A 16417-nucleotide genomic window follows, 5' to 3' on the forward strand; every position below is an offset into this window, starting at 1 on the left:
TCCCCGAGTCCATCGTGCTGGGCGTGGGATTGCTTTCCGGCGCCGCCGTCAACCCGACCATGCTGGCGGCGATCTTCATTTCCAACGTGCCCGAAGGGCTGGCGAGCACGGCCGACATGAAGCGTGCGGGCAAGGGGCCGAAAGAGATCTTTGCGATCTGGGGGAGTATTGCGCTGCTTTCAGGGCTGGCGGCCATGATCGGCTACCTGGCTCTCGACAACGCCCCGGGCGAGGTCATCGCGGTGGTCACCGCGATCGCAGCGGGCGGCATTCTGGCGATGCTCGCCGACACCATGATCCCCGAGGCCTTCGAGGAACAGCACATGCTCACGGGATTCATTGCTGCGCTTGGTTTCCTCACGGCGCTGATCCTGCATTACGGCGCTTAGGCGCGGGCTTCGGCAAACTCCTTGAAGGCGGTCATCGTCTTCAGGTTTTGCTTCCTGAACATGGGGGCAAAGAGCAATGCCACGATTCGCATGAAACCGGTGAACTCAAAGACATTGTGGGCAACCCAGCGTGTGGCGGTTCCATCGAGATCATGGAATTCGTTCCGGCAGACATTGTGCACGCCCTTTGCGTCGTAGACGCCGTCGAATGCCTCTGGCAGGTCGCGCCGCGTCACGGTCTCGACCATCTCCATGGTGCCCCTGCCCTGCTTGTAGACCAACCGGGACGTGGACCCGGGTTGGCCCGGCGTGCCGGTGAGGGCCTCAAAGGAAATAAGCCCCTCCTGCCAGACTTTGAGGTTCTCGAGGTCGTCAAAGAGCTCGATGAAACGTGGTCGGGGGACATTGACGGTGAGCTCCTGGGTGAATTCCATTCCTGAAGCATATCCATGCATATCAACTGTTTGACCGCCTGAGTGGGCGAGGTTCCGGGTTCCTGGCCTGTCCGCCAATCCCGCGACCTGCGGGAGGGCATTGCTACGCTGGAGAGATGACCAGCCATCCCTTGCCCAGGATCTCCGCTCCCGCGGCCCGCGCCCTGGAAGGGGCGGGAATCACGACTCTCGAGCAGGCCGCTGCCTACGGCGCCGGTGCGCTCTTGGACCTGCACGGGTTCGGGCCCAAGGGCATCGTAATCCTGCGCGCTGCGCTCACCGAACTTGGACTCGAACTCGCGGACTGATCCGCAGGCCGCGGCTCATGCCTTCGGCAGGATCGCCAGGTGCTCGGGTGTGGGCTTCACCAGTTCGGCGTCGAACTCGTGGTGCTTGGTCAGGTAGACCTTGATGTACGGGCAAACCGGGACGATCTTGTGGCCCTGTTCCACAGTGTCGGAAAGCGCGGCTGAAGCGAGCTTTCCGGCAAGTCCTTGTCCTGCGTAGGACCCGTCGACCACCGTGTGGAAGAAGACCCGCTCAACACCGCCGGCGGTTTCCAGCTCGCGGTAGTGCGCCGCCCCAATCGCCGTTTCCCCGTCCAGCAGGGCGTAGCGACTGCGTTCGGGCCTGTGCTCGACATGGATTTCGCTCATTCCTTGTTCCTGTCCCTTGGGTGTCATTGGTTTCCAAAAAGTCGGCCGAAGAAGCCCCTGGGCTCGCTGTCGGGGGCATCGATGAACATGGCGCCGAAACCGTCGTAGGTCCCTCCGTGCTTGCCGGTGATGGCGTGCACGTTGCGCAGGGCATGCTCAGCGCTTTCCACGTCGATGGCCTGGTCTCGGTAGACGCGCAGCAGGTATCGGGAATTGGCATCTTGGCCCTCGGTCCGATCGACTTGCCATCCGGCGCGTTCAAAGTGGGCGGCGGCCTCGTTCATCTCGCGCAACGCGCGGAAGGAAACGAAGTGCTCCAACTCGCGCTTGGCATCAAGCTGGTCGCCCAGCGCCGCGCGTTCGGCCAGGGCCCGGCGCAGCTTGGCCAGTTCCTCTTGCAGTGACACGGTGCCCACCGGCTCCTTCATCTTGTTGGCGTCTTGCTCAGTCGCGGGGCCGCAATCGCACCGATGGCAGCGCCGGTGCAGGCAGTGCGGCGGGCTCGCCGGCGGGGAAGTCCCCGAAGCGCTTGGTGGAAGCGTCGCCGGATTCTGCACCGATCTCCGCTTGCCACTGCCGGCGGTATTCGGCCACTTCATCGTGGGTGCGGCCCACGAAGTTCCACCACATGAGGATCTGCTCGTTCAGCGGTTCCCCGCCGATGAGCAGCGCGCGCACCGGCTTCTCTCCCGCGGTGAGGGTGAGCTCTTGGCTCCCTGGCGGAAGGTAGGCCAAATGGTCCACGGGCAGCTCATCGGCCCCCACGGAAAGGGAACCCGAATCCAGCAGCACGCCATGCTCGTGGTGCGCCTTCACCGCCAGCCGGATGCTGGTGCCGGGCTCCAGGCGGATCTCTGCCCCCAGCAATTCGGTGTGGGTGGCGACGGGGGATTCGGAGTGTTGGTCGGCTCCGCCGTCGTTGGCCACGGACAGCTCGCCCAGGAAGACGCTGACATACCATCCGTCGCCGGCCAACGGTTCGGGGCGGTAGTGGGCGAAGGTCGGCGGCATGTGCCGCGCGGAATCGGGCAATGCGACCCACAGCTGGGCACCGTGCAGCGTCGTGGTTTCGGGGGTGGAGAACTCGGAGTGGCTAATCCCGCGGCCAGCGGTCATCAGGTTCACCTCGCCGGGGCGCACCATGGCATGGAAGCCCGCCGAATCGCGATGCTCGATTTCCCCGGTAAACAACCAGGAGACGGTTTGCAGTCCGGTGTGCGGGTGGCGCGGAACCTTCATCCCGCCGGATTCACCGACCGGATCCGGCCCGTAGTGGTCAAGGAAGCACCAGGCGCCGATGAGGCTGCGCTGCTTTTGCGGCAGCGTGCGGCGCACATCCATGGCGCGCGGCCCGCCGAGCGGGACATTGCGCGGGAGAAGCAACTCGATTCCGGCGTGCGCCTCATCCGATCCGCAAACCAACTCGTCAGGGGCAGCCTCGAGGTTACTCATGTCTTCAGCGTAGTGCCGGGGGCGCTTTTCGGCACCCCCGCGACGCGCCCTGCTCCGTGGCATGCGGCGCCCTGTCGCGGCGGGGCAGGGGGAAAGGCCATGCGTGCCGTTCCCCGGACGGGCCCCGGTGAAGCACAATCAGCCGCCGGCCACCGATTGCATGATCAGCACGCTCTGCCCCTCCCGCACCGGCGAGCCCAGGCCGTCAAGGGTGCGGATATTGTCCGGCCCGACGAAGACGTTCACGAAGCGGCGCACCTCGCCGCGTTCGTCGCGCACCCGCCGTCCAAAGAGCGGGTATTTCTCGCCGAGCGCATCCAGGATCCCACCCACCGTGCCGTCCTCGGGCAGCGGGACCTGCAGGCTGCGTTGGCCCTCAAGCGTGGAAGCCAGCACCGAGGGCACCTCAACGGTAATGTCCGTCATTTCCCCGCACCGTTGACCTGGGCGGCCCGGACGCTGAGCACATCGGGCAGGCGTTGGGCCACCGTGACAAAGTGCGCGCCCTCGTCGTTGCTGGCGAAGACCTCTCCGCCGCGGGTGCCGAAGTAGACGCCCACCGAGCCGGGGTGATCGTCCACCGCCGCCGCGTCGCGCAGCACTGCGTTCCAGTCGGCATCGGGCAATCCGGCGTGTTGCTCGTTCCAGGTGTCCCCGGCGTCCGTGGAGTGGAAGACGGAGAGCCTTCCGCCCACCGGGTTGCGTTCCTCGGCGCCCTTGAGCGGAATGGTCCACACGCTGCCGCCGGTGCGCGGGTGGGACAGGAAGACAAAGCCGAATTCCGCCGGTAGGCCGTCAGCGATGCTGTTCCATTCATCGCCGGAATCGTCGCTCCGGTAAACACCGCCGTGGTTTTGGGCGTAGAGCCGGTCGGGGTTTTCGGCATCCGCGGTGATGTGGTGGACGCATTGGCCGAACTCGGGGAAGGGCTCGGGGAAAAAGTCCGCCTTGATGCCCTTGTTCCGGGGCTCCCAGGAGTTGCCGCCATCGGTGCTGCGATACACCCCGCCGGTGCTCATGGCAGCGTGGACGACGTTTTCGTCCACGGCGTTGGGCACGATGCTGTGCACTGCCGCCCCGCCGAAGCCGGCACCCCATTCGCTGCGGTGCGGGTGGTCCCAGAGCCCCCTGTTCAGTTCAAAGTTTTCCCCAGAGTCCGTGGACTTGAAGACCGAGATCGGTTCGCAACCCGCCCACACAACCCCGGGGCGTTCTGCGGTGTCGGGGCGCAGGTGCCAGATCCGCGCCAATGCGGTGTCGGTGTCCGCGGGAAACTTGATGGCACCTTGCTCGGGTTCGGACCAGGTTGCGCCGGCGTCGTCGCTGTAGACGACAGTGGGTCCCCAGTGCCAGTCGTTGACCCCGGCCAGGATACGGGTCTTGCCGTCCCGGGTGTCGATGGCCACGGAGGGAACCTCGAGGTTGGCGAAGTGGGGCCCGGTGAGATTCCAGTTTTCGCGGTCTGTGCTTTCGGCCAGCCAGAGGCCCTTCTTGGTCCCGATGGCAAGGATGGTGCGTGCGTCGTTGTCCATGACATTTAGTGCAACACCGCGGCGACCCGGATTCAAGGGTTGTGGTGACCCCTAAAAGACCTAGTTGTGGATCGATGTGTTGCCTCACAAGAAAACCTCCGTTTCTTGGAGCATTTTCGTGTTTTCCTTGTTCGTTCCACGGTATCGGAGCCGTGCGGAAAAAGCTGACATGCCAATGTGGGAAGCTTGGTCAATGATCCCGCAGAGCCCGGACACTGCCCGACGGAGGTTTGCCGTCGCAGCCATGGTCGGCGTCGCCGTCTACGTCCTTGTCGACGTGGTGCTCCAGTTTCTGCCCCCGCACTACAGCGTGGTCAGTGACGCCGAAAGCAACCTGGCGGTTGGTCCGTTCGGGTGGATCATGAATCTGAATTTCCTCGGCCGGGCCGTCACCACCATGTGCGCCATTGCAGCCATGAACCGGGTCGGCCGGGTTTCGAGGCTTCGGCGCACCGGGACTCTTTTCTTGGGTATCGGGGGCTTGTGTTCGGCGGTCCTGGCCTTTTTCCCGACCGATGTTGGCCTCGGGTCCGGCCTGGGTGCGGCGACGGTTGCCGGCACCGTGCATCTCTACGTGGCCGGCGGGGGATTCCTTGCCGCGCTTGCCGGCATTCTTGTGCTGACCAGCTGGATGCGCTCCGTCCCGGAGCTGGCAAAGGCCTACCTGGCGGCGTTCGTTCTCGCGGCAATTACTGCCGTCGGGCTCGCATCGCTGGGACTGACTGCCGCCATTGAGCCGGGTCTGCTGGGGCTCGCCGAGCGGGTCTGCCTCGCCGGGGTGCTCGGCTGGGTGCTGGTGGTGTGCAATGCCATCAGGCGTCTATCCCGGCGGAGCGGGCCGATCCTTCCTGCCGGCACGGCGATTTCCGAGCAGGCTCCTCCGTCTGCGGGAACGGCGGTGCAGGGCCGACAGCGGAATGTCGGTTCCTAGGGAGTGTCTCCTAATCGTGAGTTTTAGAGGGCGGTGCTCCAGATGAGCACGGCACGGGGCACGGCGGACGATGGGTACGTCGGCGCGAGCTTGTCGTACCGGGTCGCCCGCCGCGCCATCGCTGCAGGGCGTTGAAGCTGCGTTCGACGACGTTGCGGCCCTTATAGGCCTCCTAAGTTATACGTCACCGACCTGTTACGCGCTTTTCCCCTGCGTTTGCGATGGACCTTCTGATCGTCGTTTTCGGGAATCACGCACTGGATGCCGCGCTCCCGCAAGAATTTCCTGTTGCCCCTGAACGAGTGGCGTTGTCAGCCATGGCCCTCGCCGGGCGGGTCCGGGTCCTCCCGGAGACGGGGTTTCTTTCCCCGTCCGGCGCGACGGCAGTGCAGCGTCGATTCCTGGACCGGCGGGAGGGACGTGACTGACCCTCCCACACACCAACCATTTAGGAATCAACGCACGCCGGGACAGGCTGTAGGCCGCTGAAACCAAGGCGGGCGATGCGGCGCATCAGGCACAGCACCGATCCGTCCAGTCGAGGTTCCAGGGAAGCGACGGGTTCGCCGGCCAGGATGATGCGTGGTTCCTGCATCAGTGCGGGCTATGGCGACCCGTTGCTGCTATCCGCCGGAAGGACTGCCCGCCCGTTGGCGGGCCTTGTCGCCCAGTTCAACCCGGTCCAGCAGCTCCAGGGCTCATTCGCGCTGCCGCCGGGGGACGATTCCCAGTGCGTTGGTCTGCACGGGGAATACAAGTGCGACAGACGGCCGTTGTCAGAAGTGAATGAATCCACTTTCCATGAACGTAAGGAAGAGCTCCCAAATTGTCTGTGCCTCTCAGCATCCTTGACTTGGTCACCATCTCCGAGGGGTCCACCGCCCGGGACGCCATCGCCGCCACCATGGAATCGGCCCGTCTCGCCGACCGGCTTGGTTACCACCGGCTCTGGTTTGCCGAACACCACAACACCCCCAACCTCGCTGCCAGCGCCACGGCGCTGCTCATTTCCCAGGCGGCTTCGGTGACAGAGCGGATCCGCGTGGGCTCAGGCGGGGTGATGCTGCCCAACCATGCCCCACTGATGGTGGCCGAGCAGTACGGCACCCTGGCCGCCATGCATGGTGACCGGATCGATCTGGGGCTGGGCCGGGCCCCCGGGACGGACATGATGACCGCCCAGGCACTCAGCCGTTCCTCCTCCGACCCGCAGGCTTTTGCCGGCAGCATTTACGACATGCAAGGCTGGTTCAGCGAAACCGGTACCGCCCACAGCATGGCGATCAAGTCCGCCGTGTCAGCCGGAACTCAGGTCCCCATTTGGGTTCTGGGATCGACAGTCAACGGCGCGTCCATCGCCGGGCAGTTGGGCCTGCCGTTCTCGATTGCCTCGCACTTCGCTCCCGACCAGGTTGATGACGCCATCAGGGTGTATCGGGAGTCATTCAGCACCGAGGCCCCCACCGCACAGATCGACAGGCCCTACGTGATGGCCGGCATCAACGTCCTCGTGGCCGACACGGATGATGAGGCCGAGCGGGAATTCACCGTGGTGGAGCAGATGTTCATGGACGTTCAGCATGGTCGGAGTCGCAAGATCCAGCCTCCGATGCATCCGGCAACGCTGGCCGGGCAAGGCGGAGGGAACCAGCCCATGCTGCGGATCAAGGCCGTGGGTGCTCCTGACACGGTTAAGGCACAGCTGGAGGAGTTTGTGCAGCGCACCGGTGCCGATGAGCTCATCATCACCACCTACGCGTACGACTCGGCGGTGAGGGACCGCTCACTGCAGCTGCTTGCCGATTGCTGGTTCTAGGCCCGGGGGCCCAGAGCAACGGTGGTGGAGGCCGGGGCGGGCACAGCGGTGTCTTGATGATGGCTGGCCCTTTACGGTAATGGAAGTTCACGCTGCCATCCCGAAGACCACAAGGTGTTGGACGTTGCCCCTTGCCGAGTCTGGGCTGACTGCGTTGGTCTTCCGGAACGTGGTTCGGGGGCCGAACGCCTGTGAATCGCTGCGATAAATGGCCCCGTCTCTGCAGCGCTATTTGTCAACCCTGCTGCGCGTAAGCCGATGGTCAACCGGACACCTGTCCGCTCACACCGCAGCAGCTGCTCAGCATAGCTTGGAGTCAGTCGGTCAGGTTCTCTTTTCCCCATTGTCGTAGCGAGGTCGAGGGGCGGCCGGTGACGAACTCCACGTCGTCGCGGACTGTCCCGATGTAGCCCATCCGTCCGTCGATAACCTGCCGGTTGAATTCCACGCCCGCGTCGGCGTACCAGGACTCCACGGTGAGGCCACGCTTGGCGATCGAAGCTAGGAACTCCTCTGGACCGCGCACGTCGCAACTGATCTCTCGATCTAGGACATCGGACAAGATAGCCGCCACCTCGGGTCCCGAGGCCACTTCGGTAGAGAGCCAATATTCCTTGCCGCCGTGTCGAGATGGCCCCTGCCGCAGCACCGTTGCGGCCACAGCGGCGATGTCGCGCGCAGCGATCCATCCGACGCGGCGATTATCCCAGTACACGGAGAAGGCACCGTCGTTGGTGGCGATCTCTGACGCCAGCCCGTCCATGAACACGTTGGGGTGCAAGTGCGTCCACGCCAGGCCGCTTCCCTCGATGTAGCGTTCGATCATCTGGTGCCAGACGAAGTGCGGATCGGTGACGTCCCAATTCGCGAACACGCCCTGATGCACGATGTGACCAACACCTGCTTTGACGGCGGCGTCGACGAGCGTTTTGCTCTGCGCCAGCATGGCAACGGTGTAGCCGGTCAGAAGATAAACCCGGTCAACGCCGTACAGTGCGTGGGCGAAGGTGCGAGGATCGTCCAGGTCGAGGCGCACCGCGTCCCGCCCAGCTGCGCGCAGTTCGTCCACCCGCTCGGGTTTCCGAGCGGCGTAGCGCACCCGGACATTCCCGAGGTCACGGTCGAACTCTTCGACGATGAGCTTGCCGACCTGGCCGGTCGTCCCGATGACAAGCACGATCGGGCTCGCCGGATCAGGCTTTGCAACATGGTTTTCCACAGTGTCATCCTTTTTTCGAAGTGGATTGTCGATTCGGCGTCCTTGCTGCGGCTCACCCATGGTGGCTCAAGACGGTCGGTGTCTGACTGAGCGGTTTGGGTCTCGGCAGAACGAGACGCAACAGATAGCCGCAGTGATGGCTTGCTGCTCGTTCAGTCAGCTTCCGCGTTACGTGCATGTCGCGGAAGGAACAACGCTGCGATGAGGGCAATACCTGCGATGACGGCGCCGACCGTGAATGCAGCCCGTGCACCATTCGCGATGGAGGCGGCGTCGGTGCCGCCGGCGATCGAGCTGAGAACCGCGATGAGCACTGCTAGGCCGGCTGCGCCGCCGAGCTGCTGAATGGTGTTCAGTGCGGCGCTGCCATGCGAAACGAGAGCGCTCGGAAGCGATCCCAGCGACATGGTGAAGACAGCGACCCAGGCGAATGCTTGGCCGGCGCAGATGAGCACGTAGGCGGCGAGGACCACCCACATCGAGGTGTCCTCGGTGAAGGTGGTCATGAACCACCAGCCAGCACCGACGACAACGACTCCCGGGATCGCGAGCCCGCGGGCTCCGATGCGGTCGTAGTACCGGCCGACGAGAACAGACACGAGCCCGATCGTCACGCCGCCCGGCACCATGAGCAGCCCCGTCTCCAACGAGCCGAGTCCGAGCGACTCTTGCAGGATCAGAGGAAGCAGTGTGGGGAGGGTGAAGGCGCCCATCACCAGGAATGCGAAGACGATCACGGGCCGCGCGAACGAGGCGTGCGCAAAGATCCTCATGTCGAGGACGGCTGCGTCGCGGCGCTGCAAACGGAGTTGACGCCACACGAAAGCTGCGATGCCCACCGCGCCCACCGGGACTGCAATCCAGAATGCAGGAGAGAGTCGACCGCTATCGGACTCGCCGGCGCTTGCCAGGCCGTAAACCAGGGCGCCGAATCCGATCGCGGAGAGCGCCAGCGACAGCGTGTCGAATCCAATTCGCCGCGGCCCGGTGAGGTTTGGCATCTTGATGGCCCCGATGATGAGGCCAAGTAGCGACAGCGGCAGGATGATGATGAACAGCCACCGCCAGGACAGCTGCGACATCACGATCCCGGAGAAAGCGGGACCGACGGCGGGCGCGACAGCAGATACCGCAGTGACTAACGCCATCATCTGTCCTCGGCGAGACGGCGCAACCAAACCGATCGACGTCGTCATTAACAGCGGGACTAACACAGCTGTACCCAGTGCCTGCACGATTCGGCCGACGAGCAACAGTTCGAAGCCAGGTGCGACGGCCGCGATTAAGGTGCCGAGGGTGAATAATCCGACGCTGACAATGAAGATTGTCCGAAGCTGGAATCGCTGCATGATGTATCCGGTGGTCGGGATGATCACCGCGAGGGTGAGTGCGTAGCCAGTGGTGAGCCACTGCCCGGTCGTAGCCGTGATGTTGAGGTCGTCCATGATCTGCGGCAGCGCCACCCCGAGCACCATCTCGGACAGGAACGCCACGAATGCCGAGAAGACCAGGACGGTGATTGTCAGAACCTCTCCCGGAGACAATCGTTTCGTCGGTGCCGGGCTGGTCGCGACTAGGCCGGTAACCGCTCCTTGGGGATCGGCGACGACGCCGACGGCCCCTGTTGCAGGAGCGAGGTGAGTGTCACTACTCATAAGCTGTTGACTCCAAGGTGCTCGTATGATTTATCGGCTCGGGGTCGGAATCCACAGGATCACCGCCCGGACAAAGCACCGCGCCATCGGAGAGCTTGTCGGAATTCAGTCTCCACCTTCACACTAATGTGAATGTCAAGTTGCTTCGTCGACCTCGCGTTCGGCGAGTTGAACCTTCTCCGTTTAGTCGGGCACGCCGAAGTGCGCAATCGCGGCTCCGTCCATGCGATGGAACGAATGGGACTGCTCGTGAAGGTCGCTTGGTCGCAAGCGAGCTGAAGCGGGGGTGGGCGTCCACAGTCCTATACGCGATCCTCGATAGCGGATGACCCCAACCCGGAACCGATTGTTACCGCAGGTCGACCTCCATATCGAAGGTGGCCGCCGTCCGATAGACGGTCGACTAACGCGCGGAGTTCATCGCGGATCGTCGGCCCGCCGCGTCGATTGCTGGGATGGGGTTTGGCCCGTCCGACGAAATTGCCCGCATCGGTGTGCCCTAACTGCAACACACATCGCCCGGACCACGGCGACCCCGTCGTCTGCTTGTGCCCTGATGCGACGCCACCCTCCCGCTATCGGGCCTTTCGTCAGCCGGCTTTGGTTCCCATCGGCTGGCTCGCTGCCCGCTCGAGTGCCCGGAGATACTCCGTGATCGCGTCGCGGTTCTGGGTGAGGAAGTCGATCTTCTCGCTCATCCGGTCGCGCTCGGCCTCGAGGAGGTCGAAGAGGCCGGGCTCGGCGTTCTCGGCGACAATCGAATCCGGGTGTCCGAGGCAGGGGAGGATGCAGGAGACGATGCGGGTCGGGATGCCCGAGTCGATCAGGCCGCGGATCTTGCGGACGCGGTCGACGAGGTAATCGTCGTAGACCCGATACCCGTTGTCGAGCCGACGGGGGGTGATCAGACCCTGTTCCTCGTAGTAGCGGAGCATCCGCGTTGCCACGCCCGTCTGCTTCGACAGTTCTCCAATACGCATGCGTCCTCCTCGAACGATTTGACCTTCACATTAGTGGCAAGGTGCACCATTAGGAAATGCGTGTCGGAAAACAGGAAAAGTAGGGAGTCCCATGAAGATAGGAATCATCGGTGCAGGTTCGATCGGCTCGACGATCGCGCGGCGTCTGAGCCGTCGCGGGCATGACGTCGTGATAGCGAACTCGCGCGGCCCCGAGACGATCGGCGAGGCCGCTCTGCGTACCGGAGCGCGGGCCGTGACTGCCGCAGAAGCCGTAAAGGGTGTCGACGTGCTCATCGTTTCGGTTCCAATGAACCGTAACGGGGACATCTCAACTCACGTCCGGTCCGCGCCGGAGGATGCGGTCGTCATTGATACTTCGAACTACTATCCGATGCGCGACGGAGCGGTGCGGGAGTTCCAGGAGGGTCTACCGGAAAGCGTCTGGCTGTCGGAGCTGTTCGGGCGCCCCATTGCGAAGGCGTGGAACGCGATTACTTCCCAGTCCTTTGATGCGAAGGCGGCGGAGCCGGGTGATCCTGATCGCGTGGCCATCCCGGTGGCAGCGGATCGTGATGCCGATCGCCGGATCGCCATGGACCTGGTGGAGCAGACCGGCTTCGATGCTTTCGACGCTGGTGCCCTTGCTGACTCGTGGCGCCAGCAGCCCGGTGCGCCCGTCTACTGCACCGATCGGACGCTCGACGAAATGCCGCGGTGGCTGGACGCTGCCGAGAAGGAACGAGTTCCACAGCGTCGCGATCTCGCGATGACCGTCATTGGTGAGTACGCAGGCGTGCCGCCATTCGGTGGCGGCCACAGCGTGACCGGTCCCTTCCTCGTGGCGATCAATCGCGCCTGCTACAGCTGACGCATTCCGTTAAAGCCATCCGCACCACTCAGAACCTAGAACGGACCTACATGACCATCCCAAATCCCTCCCTCGTGGAAGATGCCTCGCGCAGAGGATCCACGGCAGAGCGTGCGCTCCCACAGCATCCGACGTCCTGGATGGGAGTGATCTCGCTCAGCGTGGGCGTCTTCGCCCTCGTCACGGCGGAGTTCCTGCCGGCGAGTCTGCTGTCGCGGATAGCCGGTGACCTCGGAGTGACTGAAGGCGTGGCCGGGCAGTCCGTCAGCGTCACGGCCATCGTTGCTGCCGTCGCAGGACTGACCGTCCCCGTCCTGCTCTCCCGGGTCGATCGTCGACACCTGATGATCGTGCTCTCCGTGGTCGCTGTCCTGTCGAACGTGCTCGTCGCCCTGGCGCCGAGCTATCCCGTCCTCCTTCTGGCACGCGTGCTGCTCGGGATCACCATCGGCGGATTCTGGTCGCTCGCCATCTCCATGACCGCCAGACTCGTCCCGGCCTCGAAGCTCGGACTCGGGTTGACCATCGTCAACGTCGGTGTGTCCCTCGCCACGGTCGCAGCGGTCCCGTTGGGCACTCTTCTCGGCGAGCTCTGGGGATGGCGAGCGGTCTTCCTTCTTGCTGCCGCAGTCGGAGTCGTCGCCATCGTCATGCAGTTCGTCGCCCTTCCGTCCGTCCGTAGCGCCGGCTCGGACGGGTTCCGGCCGTTGTTCCAGACGCTCCGATCCCGCCTCATCTTGCTGTGCCTGACGGCGATGGCTCTCATGGGTGCAGGCCACTTCGCGGGCTTCACGTACATCCGACCGGCAGCGACGGAAATCGGAGGACTCAGCCCGGACCAGCTTGCCCTCATGCTGCTCGTATACGGGGTGGGGATCGTGGCCGGCAACCTCGTCGCAGGTCCGTTGGCCGATCGGCAGCTGCGCGTCGCGGCGTTCGTCTTCCCTCTGGTTCTCGGCGCCGCCATGATCTCGTTCGCGCTGCTGCAAGGCAGCGCTGTGCTGCTCTTCGTCGCCGTCGCCTTGTGGGGAGCCGGCTTCGGCGCGCTCCCCACCGTCATCTCCACCTGGCTGGCACGAGCCGAACCCGAGAAACTGGAGAGCGTGGGTGGACTACAGACGGCGGCGTTCCAGGTGGCGATCGCTCTCGGCGCTTTAATAGGTGGCTTCCTCGTCGACGGAGCGGGCGTCCAGACGGCCCTGATCGTGGGCGGCGCCGCAGCGTTCGCCGGCAGCGTGGTCATCGTGCTGGTCAAGCCCCGTCCGCTGGCATGACACCGCGTCAGAGGACGATATTCCGGGTGTGCGCCATCAGCGTGCGGCACCTGTACAACTCATCACGAACCGGAGCGCACTGACATGAGCACACGTAACGTCATCCTTGGGATGACCCTGACCGACGGCTACGGCAACTTGCACGGTGCCTGGCGAGCACCGGGCGTGGACCCGGGCAACTACGCGAACATCGACGCGAGCATCCGGTATGCGCAGGCGGCGGAACGCGGCCTGTTCGCCTTCCTCTTCACTCCCGATTTCCCCGTCGTGCGCGGGGACCTCGAGCGCACGACGATCAGCAATGTCCTTGACCCCATCGTCTCGCTCACTGCGATCGCCCGGGCGACCAAACGCATCGGATTCGTCGCGACCGGGTCGACCACGTTCCAGGAGCCGTTCAACCTTGCACGGCAGTTCAAGGCCCTCGATGTCATCAGCCACGGCCGTGCCGGATGGAACGCGGTGACGACGAGTGACCCCGCCGTCGCCGCTAACTACGGCCGACCTGTCGCCGAACGCGCCGAACGCTACACGCGGGCGCACGAGGCGATCCAGATCACCCAGGCGCTCTGGGGGAGTTGGGAGAAGGACGCTTGGGTCAAGGATCAGCCGGGAAACCGTTTCATCGACCAGTTGAAACTGCAGCCCATCAACCTGCAGGGCGAATATGTCGCATCTCGTGGACCTCTCGCTATCCCGCCTTCCGAGCAGGGGCAGCCGGTGCTGTTTACCTCGGGCGGCCCGAGTCCGCAGCTGCTGTCGATCGCGGGACGCTACGCCAGCGGGTTCATCGCCGAAGTGTGGACGATCGAGGAGGCCCGTGCCCAGCGCGAGCTTGTCCGCAACGCCGCCCGCGAAGCCGGCCGCGACCCGGACGAAGTCAAGTACTTCGCGGGGCTGATGACCACCGTCGCGCCGACCGTCCGCGAAGGCCTCGACCGGCGCCTCGCCCTGGCGGGCGACGTCCTCCAGGCGCGACTCGCACACCTCGGCGCCATGATCGGCCTGGACCTGCAGCCCGACCGGATTGACCGGCCGCTTTCCGAGCGGGAGCTCGCTGCAGCCCGACCGTCACCGGCAGATCCGCGTTCCGGGATCGCCCTCGAGGTGGCACGCCAAGGCTGGTCTCCGCGCGACGTCCTCGCGCACGGTGTGATCGACTTCCACCCGACGGTCGTCGGGCCGGGTGCCCTGCACGCGGATCACATCCAGGAGTGGGTCGAGGCGGGAGCAGTCGACGGCTTTTGGATCTCGCCCGACGTCTACGAAGACGGCGTCGACGCGTTCGTGGATGAGGTCATCCCTCTCCTCCAGGAGCGCGGACTCTATCCGAACACCTACCCCGGCTCCACTTTGCGGGAGAACCTCGTTGTCCCCGCGCAGTACGGTCTCGACCCACGCATCACCAAAGCCTGAGGACCCCGGACTCGAGGCGCGACTCCGCCCCGGCACCGCTCCCGAACCAAGACGGCCCGTCCAGGGGCCTCCCGCCACCGAGTGAGCTCCGAAGCGCCCGACGGTTCCCGACGCGCCGGCCAACCACTCCAGCTGGGTAATCGTTAAGAACGGACTGTTTGGCGTCTCGGCATCATTCGTTCCCCCTTCCGCGGCTTCCGCCGCCGACAACGACATACTGGTTCCCTATACCAAGGACAAGGACAAGGTCAAGGACGCCCCCAGGGTGGATGCGGACCGATACCTGAGCCCGGAAGAGGAAAACGAGCTCTACCGCTACTACGAGTTCGCAGGAACCATGGCATCCGTCCCCGGAACACCCAACCGACGATGCCATGACCCCCTCCGAGGAACAGGTTCGGGTGGGAACCGAGACGGTCGAAGCCGGACATGCGCGGCTGCGCAATTACGTGGTGACCGAAAACGTCACGACCACCGTTCCGGTCAGTCGCGATGAGGTCCGCGTCGAACGCGACCCATCACCGAGGCGAACCGCGGAGACGCCCTGGACGGGCATGCCCTCAGCGAAGACGATTACGAAGTCACCCTGCACGAGGAACGTCCCGTCGTGAAGAAGGAAGCCGTCCCGGTGGAGCGCGTCAGGCTGGAGAAGGAAACCGTAACGGAGCAACAGACCGTGAGCGAAAACGTGCGCAAGGAAAAGATCGAGACCGACGGTCACGATCTTCCGGACCACCGCGCCGGACGCTAAGCCGACCCGCGCAGCCACGGGGTGGGCCTTTGGCCCGACCACACGCGTAACCGGCCAGCGCCACTCAACGGCATCGGCTGCCTACGTTTGGAAATACCGGATGTCGCCGTGCTCATGGGTCCACCCAGAAGCCGGGAGCGAGCCCAACATCCAGGCTCGGGCAGTGCTCCTAGGCCCCGCGCGGGCCGTACATGATCAGCCCGACCCCGGTCAGGGCAACCATGGCGCCGACGATGTCCCAGCGGTCCGGACGAAACCCGTCGAGGAAGACCGCCCACAACAGCGAACCGGCAATGAAGACGCCGCCGTATGCGGCCAGGATGCGGCCGAAGTTGGCATCTGGCTGGAGTGTGGCCACGATGCCGTATAGCCCCAAGGCCACGGCTCCGGCTCCGACCCACAGCCATCCGCGGTGTTCGCGGATGCCCTGCCAGACCAACCAGGCACCACCGATTTCGAGCAGGGCGGCCACACCGAAGAGCAGGATTGATTTCATGACGGTCATGCCGACAATCCTTCCATCAACCGGCTCTGCGTGTTTGCCCCCACAGAAGTCGGGAATTATTCGGTTCGTGGCTCGAAGCGGGGTAATCTCGTGCGCATGGATATGGGCGAACTGGTCATCGAACGCGAATTCTCGGCACCCCGCACCGCGGTGTGGGCGGCATTTACCGAACCGGAAATCCTCGCCGAATGGTTCGGCCCGGAGGGCTGGGGCGTGCACGTGGATACCGTGACAATCGAACCGCGGGTCGGAGGCGTGCAGAAATTCGTAATGCACCTGCTCGAGGACCACACCAAGACCTCTCCGGTGAATGCGACGTTCACCGAGGTCCGGGAGCATGAACTGCTCGTCGGGGAGGACGGACCGCATGAAATGACCCTGAACCTGGTCATCGAAATGCGCGTGGAGTTTGCCGATTGCCCGGCGGGCACCGCGCTGCGGATCGTTCAGGGTCCGCTTCCTGCCGAGGTCCTGGAACCGGCGCGTGCCGGATGGGAGTCCTCGTTCACCAAGCTCGACCGCTTGTTCGCCGCGCACCTTTAACCGGTCGGTCCTGT

General features: G+C 64.4%; 19 protein-coding genes and 1 pseudogene. 9 read left to right on the top strand and 11 right to left on the bottom strand.

All coding sequences use genetic code 11. From position 1 onward, the window contains the following. The coding region (locus tag KRR55_RS18105; protein ID WP_418888852.1) for a ZIP family metal transporter at positions 1 to 389 on the top strand (389 nt) is incomplete at its 5' end. Here KRR55_RS18105 and KRR55_RS18110 read toward each other — a convergent pair. Next, on the bottom strand, positions 386 to 823 hold the full coding sequence (locus tag KRR55_RS18110) for an SRPBCC family protein (protein WP_217390716.1): 438 nt from the start codon (positions 821 to 823) through the stop codon (positions 386 to 388). The genes KRR55_RS18105 and KRR55_RS18110 overlap by 4 nt on opposite strands. 116 nt (positions 824 to 939) lie before the next feature. Between KRR55_RS18110 and KRR55_RS18115 the strand changes: the two genes are divergently transcribed. Beyond that, on the top strand, positions 940 to 1131 hold the full coding sequence (locus KRR55_RS18115; RefSeq protein WP_217390717.1) for a helix-hairpin-helix domain-containing protein: 192 nt from the start codon (positions 940 to 942) through the stop codon (positions 1129 to 1131). Positions 1132 to 1146: 15 nt separating this feature from the next. On the opposite strand, the gene KRR55_RS18120 is transcribed toward KRR55_RS18115, so the two are convergent. From KRR55_RS18120 to KRR55_RS18140, 5 genes are all read right to left on the bottom strand, one after another. Next, complete coding sequence (locus KRR55_RS18120; protein WP_217390718.1) at positions 1147 to 1479, bottom strand: GNAT family N-acetyltransferase; 333 nt, start codon at positions 1477 to 1479, stop codon at positions 1147 to 1149. Positions 1480 to 1502: 23 nt separating this feature from the next. Further along, the gene (locus KRR55_RS18125) at positions 1503 to 1886 is read right to left on the bottom strand and encodes a ribonuclease E inhibitor RraB (RefSeq protein WP_217390719.1); all 384 of its coding nucleotides are present in this window, start codon (positions 1884 to 1886) and stop codon (positions 1503 to 1505) included. A gap of 37 nt (positions 1887 to 1923) precedes the next feature. After that, positions 1924 to 2931, bottom strand: a complete 1008-nt coding sequence (locus tag KRR55_RS18130) for a pirin family protein (protein ID WP_217390720.1) — start codon at positions 2929 to 2931, stop codon at positions 1924 to 1926. 138 nt (positions 2932 to 3069) lie between these two features. Next, entirely contained in the window at positions 3070 to 3357 is a 288-nt protein-coding gene (locus tag KRR55_RS18135; RefSeq protein ID WP_217390721.1) for a MoaD/ThiS family protein, read from the bottom strand. Continuing rightward, a complete protein-coding gene (locus tag KRR55_RS18140) occupies positions 3354 to 4463 on the bottom strand; it encodes a WD40/YVTN/BNR-like repeat-containing protein (protein ID WP_217390722.1) in 1110 nt (369 codons plus the stop codon). Before KRR55_RS18140 ends, KRR55_RS18135 begins: the two co-directional genes overlap by 4 nt. 244 nt (positions 4464 to 4707) lie before the next feature. Here KRR55_RS18140 and KRR55_RS18145 point away from each other — a divergent pair, with 244 nt between their 5' ends. After that, on the top strand, positions 4708 to 5394 hold the full coding sequence (locus KRR55_RS18145; protein WP_217390723.1) for a DUF998 domain-containing protein: 687 nt from the start codon (positions 4708 to 4710) through the stop codon (positions 5392 to 5394). Between the two features lie 448 nt (positions 5395 to 5842). Here the strand turns inward: KRR55_RS18145 and KRR55_RS18150 are convergent, their stop codons facing one another. Further along, a complete protein-coding gene (locus KRR55_RS18150) occupies positions 5843 to 5989 on the bottom strand; it encodes a hypothetical protein (RefSeq protein WP_217390724.1) in 147 nt (48 codons plus the stop codon). A gap of 231 nt (positions 5990 to 6220) precedes the next feature. Between KRR55_RS18150 and KRR55_RS18155 the strand changes: the two genes are divergently transcribed. Further along, on the top strand, positions 6221 to 7210 hold the full coding sequence (locus KRR55_RS18155; protein WP_217390725.1) for an LLM class flavin-dependent oxidoreductase: 990 nt from the start codon (positions 6221 to 6223) through the stop codon (positions 7208 to 7210). Between the two features lie 316 nt (positions 7211 to 7526). Here KRR55_RS18155 and KRR55_RS18160 read toward each other — a convergent pair whose 3' ends face one another. The 3 genes from KRR55_RS18160 to KRR55_RS18170 all read right to left on the bottom strand — a co-directional run bounded on the left by KRR55_RS18160 (position 7527) and on the right by KRR55_RS18170 (position 11064). Then, complete coding sequence (locus KRR55_RS18160; protein ID WP_217390726.1) at positions 7527 to 8429, bottom strand: NmrA family NAD(P)-binding protein; 903 nt, start codon at positions 8427 to 8429, stop codon at positions 7527 to 7529. A 152-nt stretch (positions 8430 to 8581) separates the two neighbouring features. Then, a complete protein-coding gene (locus tag KRR55_RS18165; protein ID WP_217390727.1) occupies positions 8582 to 10084 on the bottom strand; it encodes a DHA2 family efflux MFS transporter permease subunit in 1503 nt (500 codons plus the stop codon). Between the two features lie 590 nt (positions 10085 to 10674). Then, positions 10675 to 11064, bottom strand: coding sequence for a MerR family transcriptional regulator (locus KRR55_RS18170; protein ID WP_217390728.1), 390 nt, complete (start codon positions 11062 to 11064; stop codon positions 10675 to 10677). 91 nt (positions 11065 to 11155) lie between these two features. Between KRR55_RS18170 and KRR55_RS18175 the strand changes: the two genes are divergently transcribed. The 4 genes and pseudogenes from KRR55_RS18175 to KRR55_RS20700 all read left to right on the top strand — a co-directional run bounded on the left by KRR55_RS18175 (position 11156) and on the right by KRR55_RS20700 (position 15355). Next, complete coding sequence (locus tag KRR55_RS18175; RefSeq protein ID WP_217390729.1) at positions 11156 to 11914, top strand: NADPH-dependent F420 reductase; 759 nt, start codon at positions 11156 to 11158, stop codon at positions 11912 to 11914. 146 nt (positions 11915 to 12060) lie between these two features. After that, positions 12061 to 13188: an MFS transporter gene (locus tag KRR55_RS18180; protein ID WP_217390730.1), complete on the top strand. Its 1128-nt coding sequence runs from the start codon at positions 12061 to 12063 to the stop codon at positions 13186 to 13188. A gap of 84 nt (positions 13189 to 13272) precedes the next feature. Further along, on the top strand, positions 13273 to 14604 hold the full coding sequence (locus tag KRR55_RS18185; protein WP_217390731.1) for an NtaA/DmoA family FMN-dependent monooxygenase: 1332 nt from the start codon (positions 13273 to 13275) through the stop codon (positions 14602 to 14604). A 374-nt stretch (positions 14605 to 14978) separates the two neighbouring features. Further along, positions 14979 to 15355: pseudogene (locus KRR55_RS20700) on the top strand (YsnF/AvaK domain-containing protein). A gap of 169 nt (positions 15356 to 15524) precedes the next feature. Here the strand turns inward: KRR55_RS20700 and KRR55_RS18195 are convergent. Further along, positions 15525 to 15860 carry a YnfA family protein gene (locus KRR55_RS18195; RefSeq protein ID WP_217390732.1) on the bottom strand — a complete coding sequence of 112 codons (336 nt, stop codon included), beginning with the start codon at positions 15858 to 15860 and terminating at the stop codon, positions 15525 to 15527. Positions 15861 to 15956: 96 nt separating this feature from the next. Here KRR55_RS18195 and KRR55_RS18200 point away from each other — a divergent pair, with 96 nt between their 5' ends. Continuing rightward, on the top strand, positions 15957 to 16403 hold the full coding sequence (locus KRR55_RS18200) for an SRPBCC family protein (RefSeq protein WP_217390733.1): 447 nt from the start codon (positions 15957 to 15959) through the stop codon (positions 16401 to 16403). The last annotated feature ends 14 nt before the right edge of the window (positions 16404 to 16417 follow it).

It is taken from the genome of Paeniglutamicibacter quisquiliarum (genome assembly GCF_019084045.1).
GTDB classification, from domain to species: domain Bacteria; phylum Actinomycetota; class Actinomycetes; order Actinomycetales; family Micrococcaceae; genus Paeniglutamicibacter; species Paeniglutamicibacter quisquiliarum.

Excerpts from the sequence above, each read along its gene's own strand:
- KRR55_RS18165 (WP_217390727.1), bottom strand. The coding sequence starts at position 10,084 with ATGAGTAGTGACACTCACCTCGCTCCTGCAACAGGGGCCGTCGGCGTC.
- KRR55_RS18140 (WP_217390722.1), bottom strand. The coding sequence starts at position 4,463 with ATGGACAACGACGCACGCACCATCCTTGCCATCGGGACCAAGAAGGGC.
- KRR55_RS18170 (WP_217390728.1), bottom strand. The coding sequence starts at position 11,064 with ATGCGTATTGGAGAACTGTCGAAGCAGACGGGCGTGGCAACGCGGATG.
- KRR55_RS18195 (WP_217390732.1), bottom strand. The coding sequence starts at position 15,860 with ATGACCGTCATGAAATCAATCCTGCTCTTCGGTGTGGCCGCCCTGCTC.
- KRR55_RS18135 (WP_217390721.1), bottom strand. The coding sequence starts at position 3,357 with ATGACGGACATTACCGTTGAGGTGCCCTCGGTGCTGGCTTCCACGCTT.
- KRR55_RS18200 (WP_217390733.1), top strand. The coding sequence starts at position 15,957 with ATGGATATGGGCGAACTGGTCATCGAACGCGAATTCTCGGCACCCCGC.
- KRR55_RS18145 (WP_217390723.1), top strand. The coding sequence starts at position 4,708 with ATGGTCGGCGTCGCCGTCTACGTCCTTGTCGACGTGGTGCTCCAGTTT.
- KRR55_RS18150 (WP_217390724.1), bottom strand. The coding sequence starts at position 5,989 with ATGCAGGAACCACGCATCATCCTGGCCGGCGAACCCGTCGCTTCCCTG.
- KRR55_RS18110 (WP_217390716.1), bottom strand. The coding sequence starts at position 823 with ATGGAATTCACCCAGGAGCTCACCGTCAATGTCCCCCGACCACGTTTC.
- KRR55_RS18120 (WP_217390718.1), bottom strand. The coding sequence starts at position 1,479 with ATGAGCGAAATCCATGTCGAGCACAGGCCCGAACGCAGTCGCTACGCC.
- KRR55_RS18115 (WP_217390717.1), top strand. The coding sequence starts at position 940 with ATGACCAGCCATCCCTTGCCCAGGATCTCCGCTCCCGCGGCCCGCGCC.
- KRR55_RS18175 (WP_217390729.1), top strand. The coding sequence starts at position 11,156 with ATGAAGATAGGAATCATCGGTGCAGGTTCGATCGGCTCGACGATCGCG.
- KRR55_RS18185 (WP_217390731.1), top strand. The coding sequence starts at position 13,273 with ATGAGCACACGTAACGTCATCCTTGGGATGACCCTGACCGACGGCTAC.
- KRR55_RS18130 (WP_217390720.1), bottom strand. The coding sequence starts at position 2,931 with ATGAGTAACCTCGAGGCTGCCCCTGACGAGTTGGTTTGCGGATCGGAT.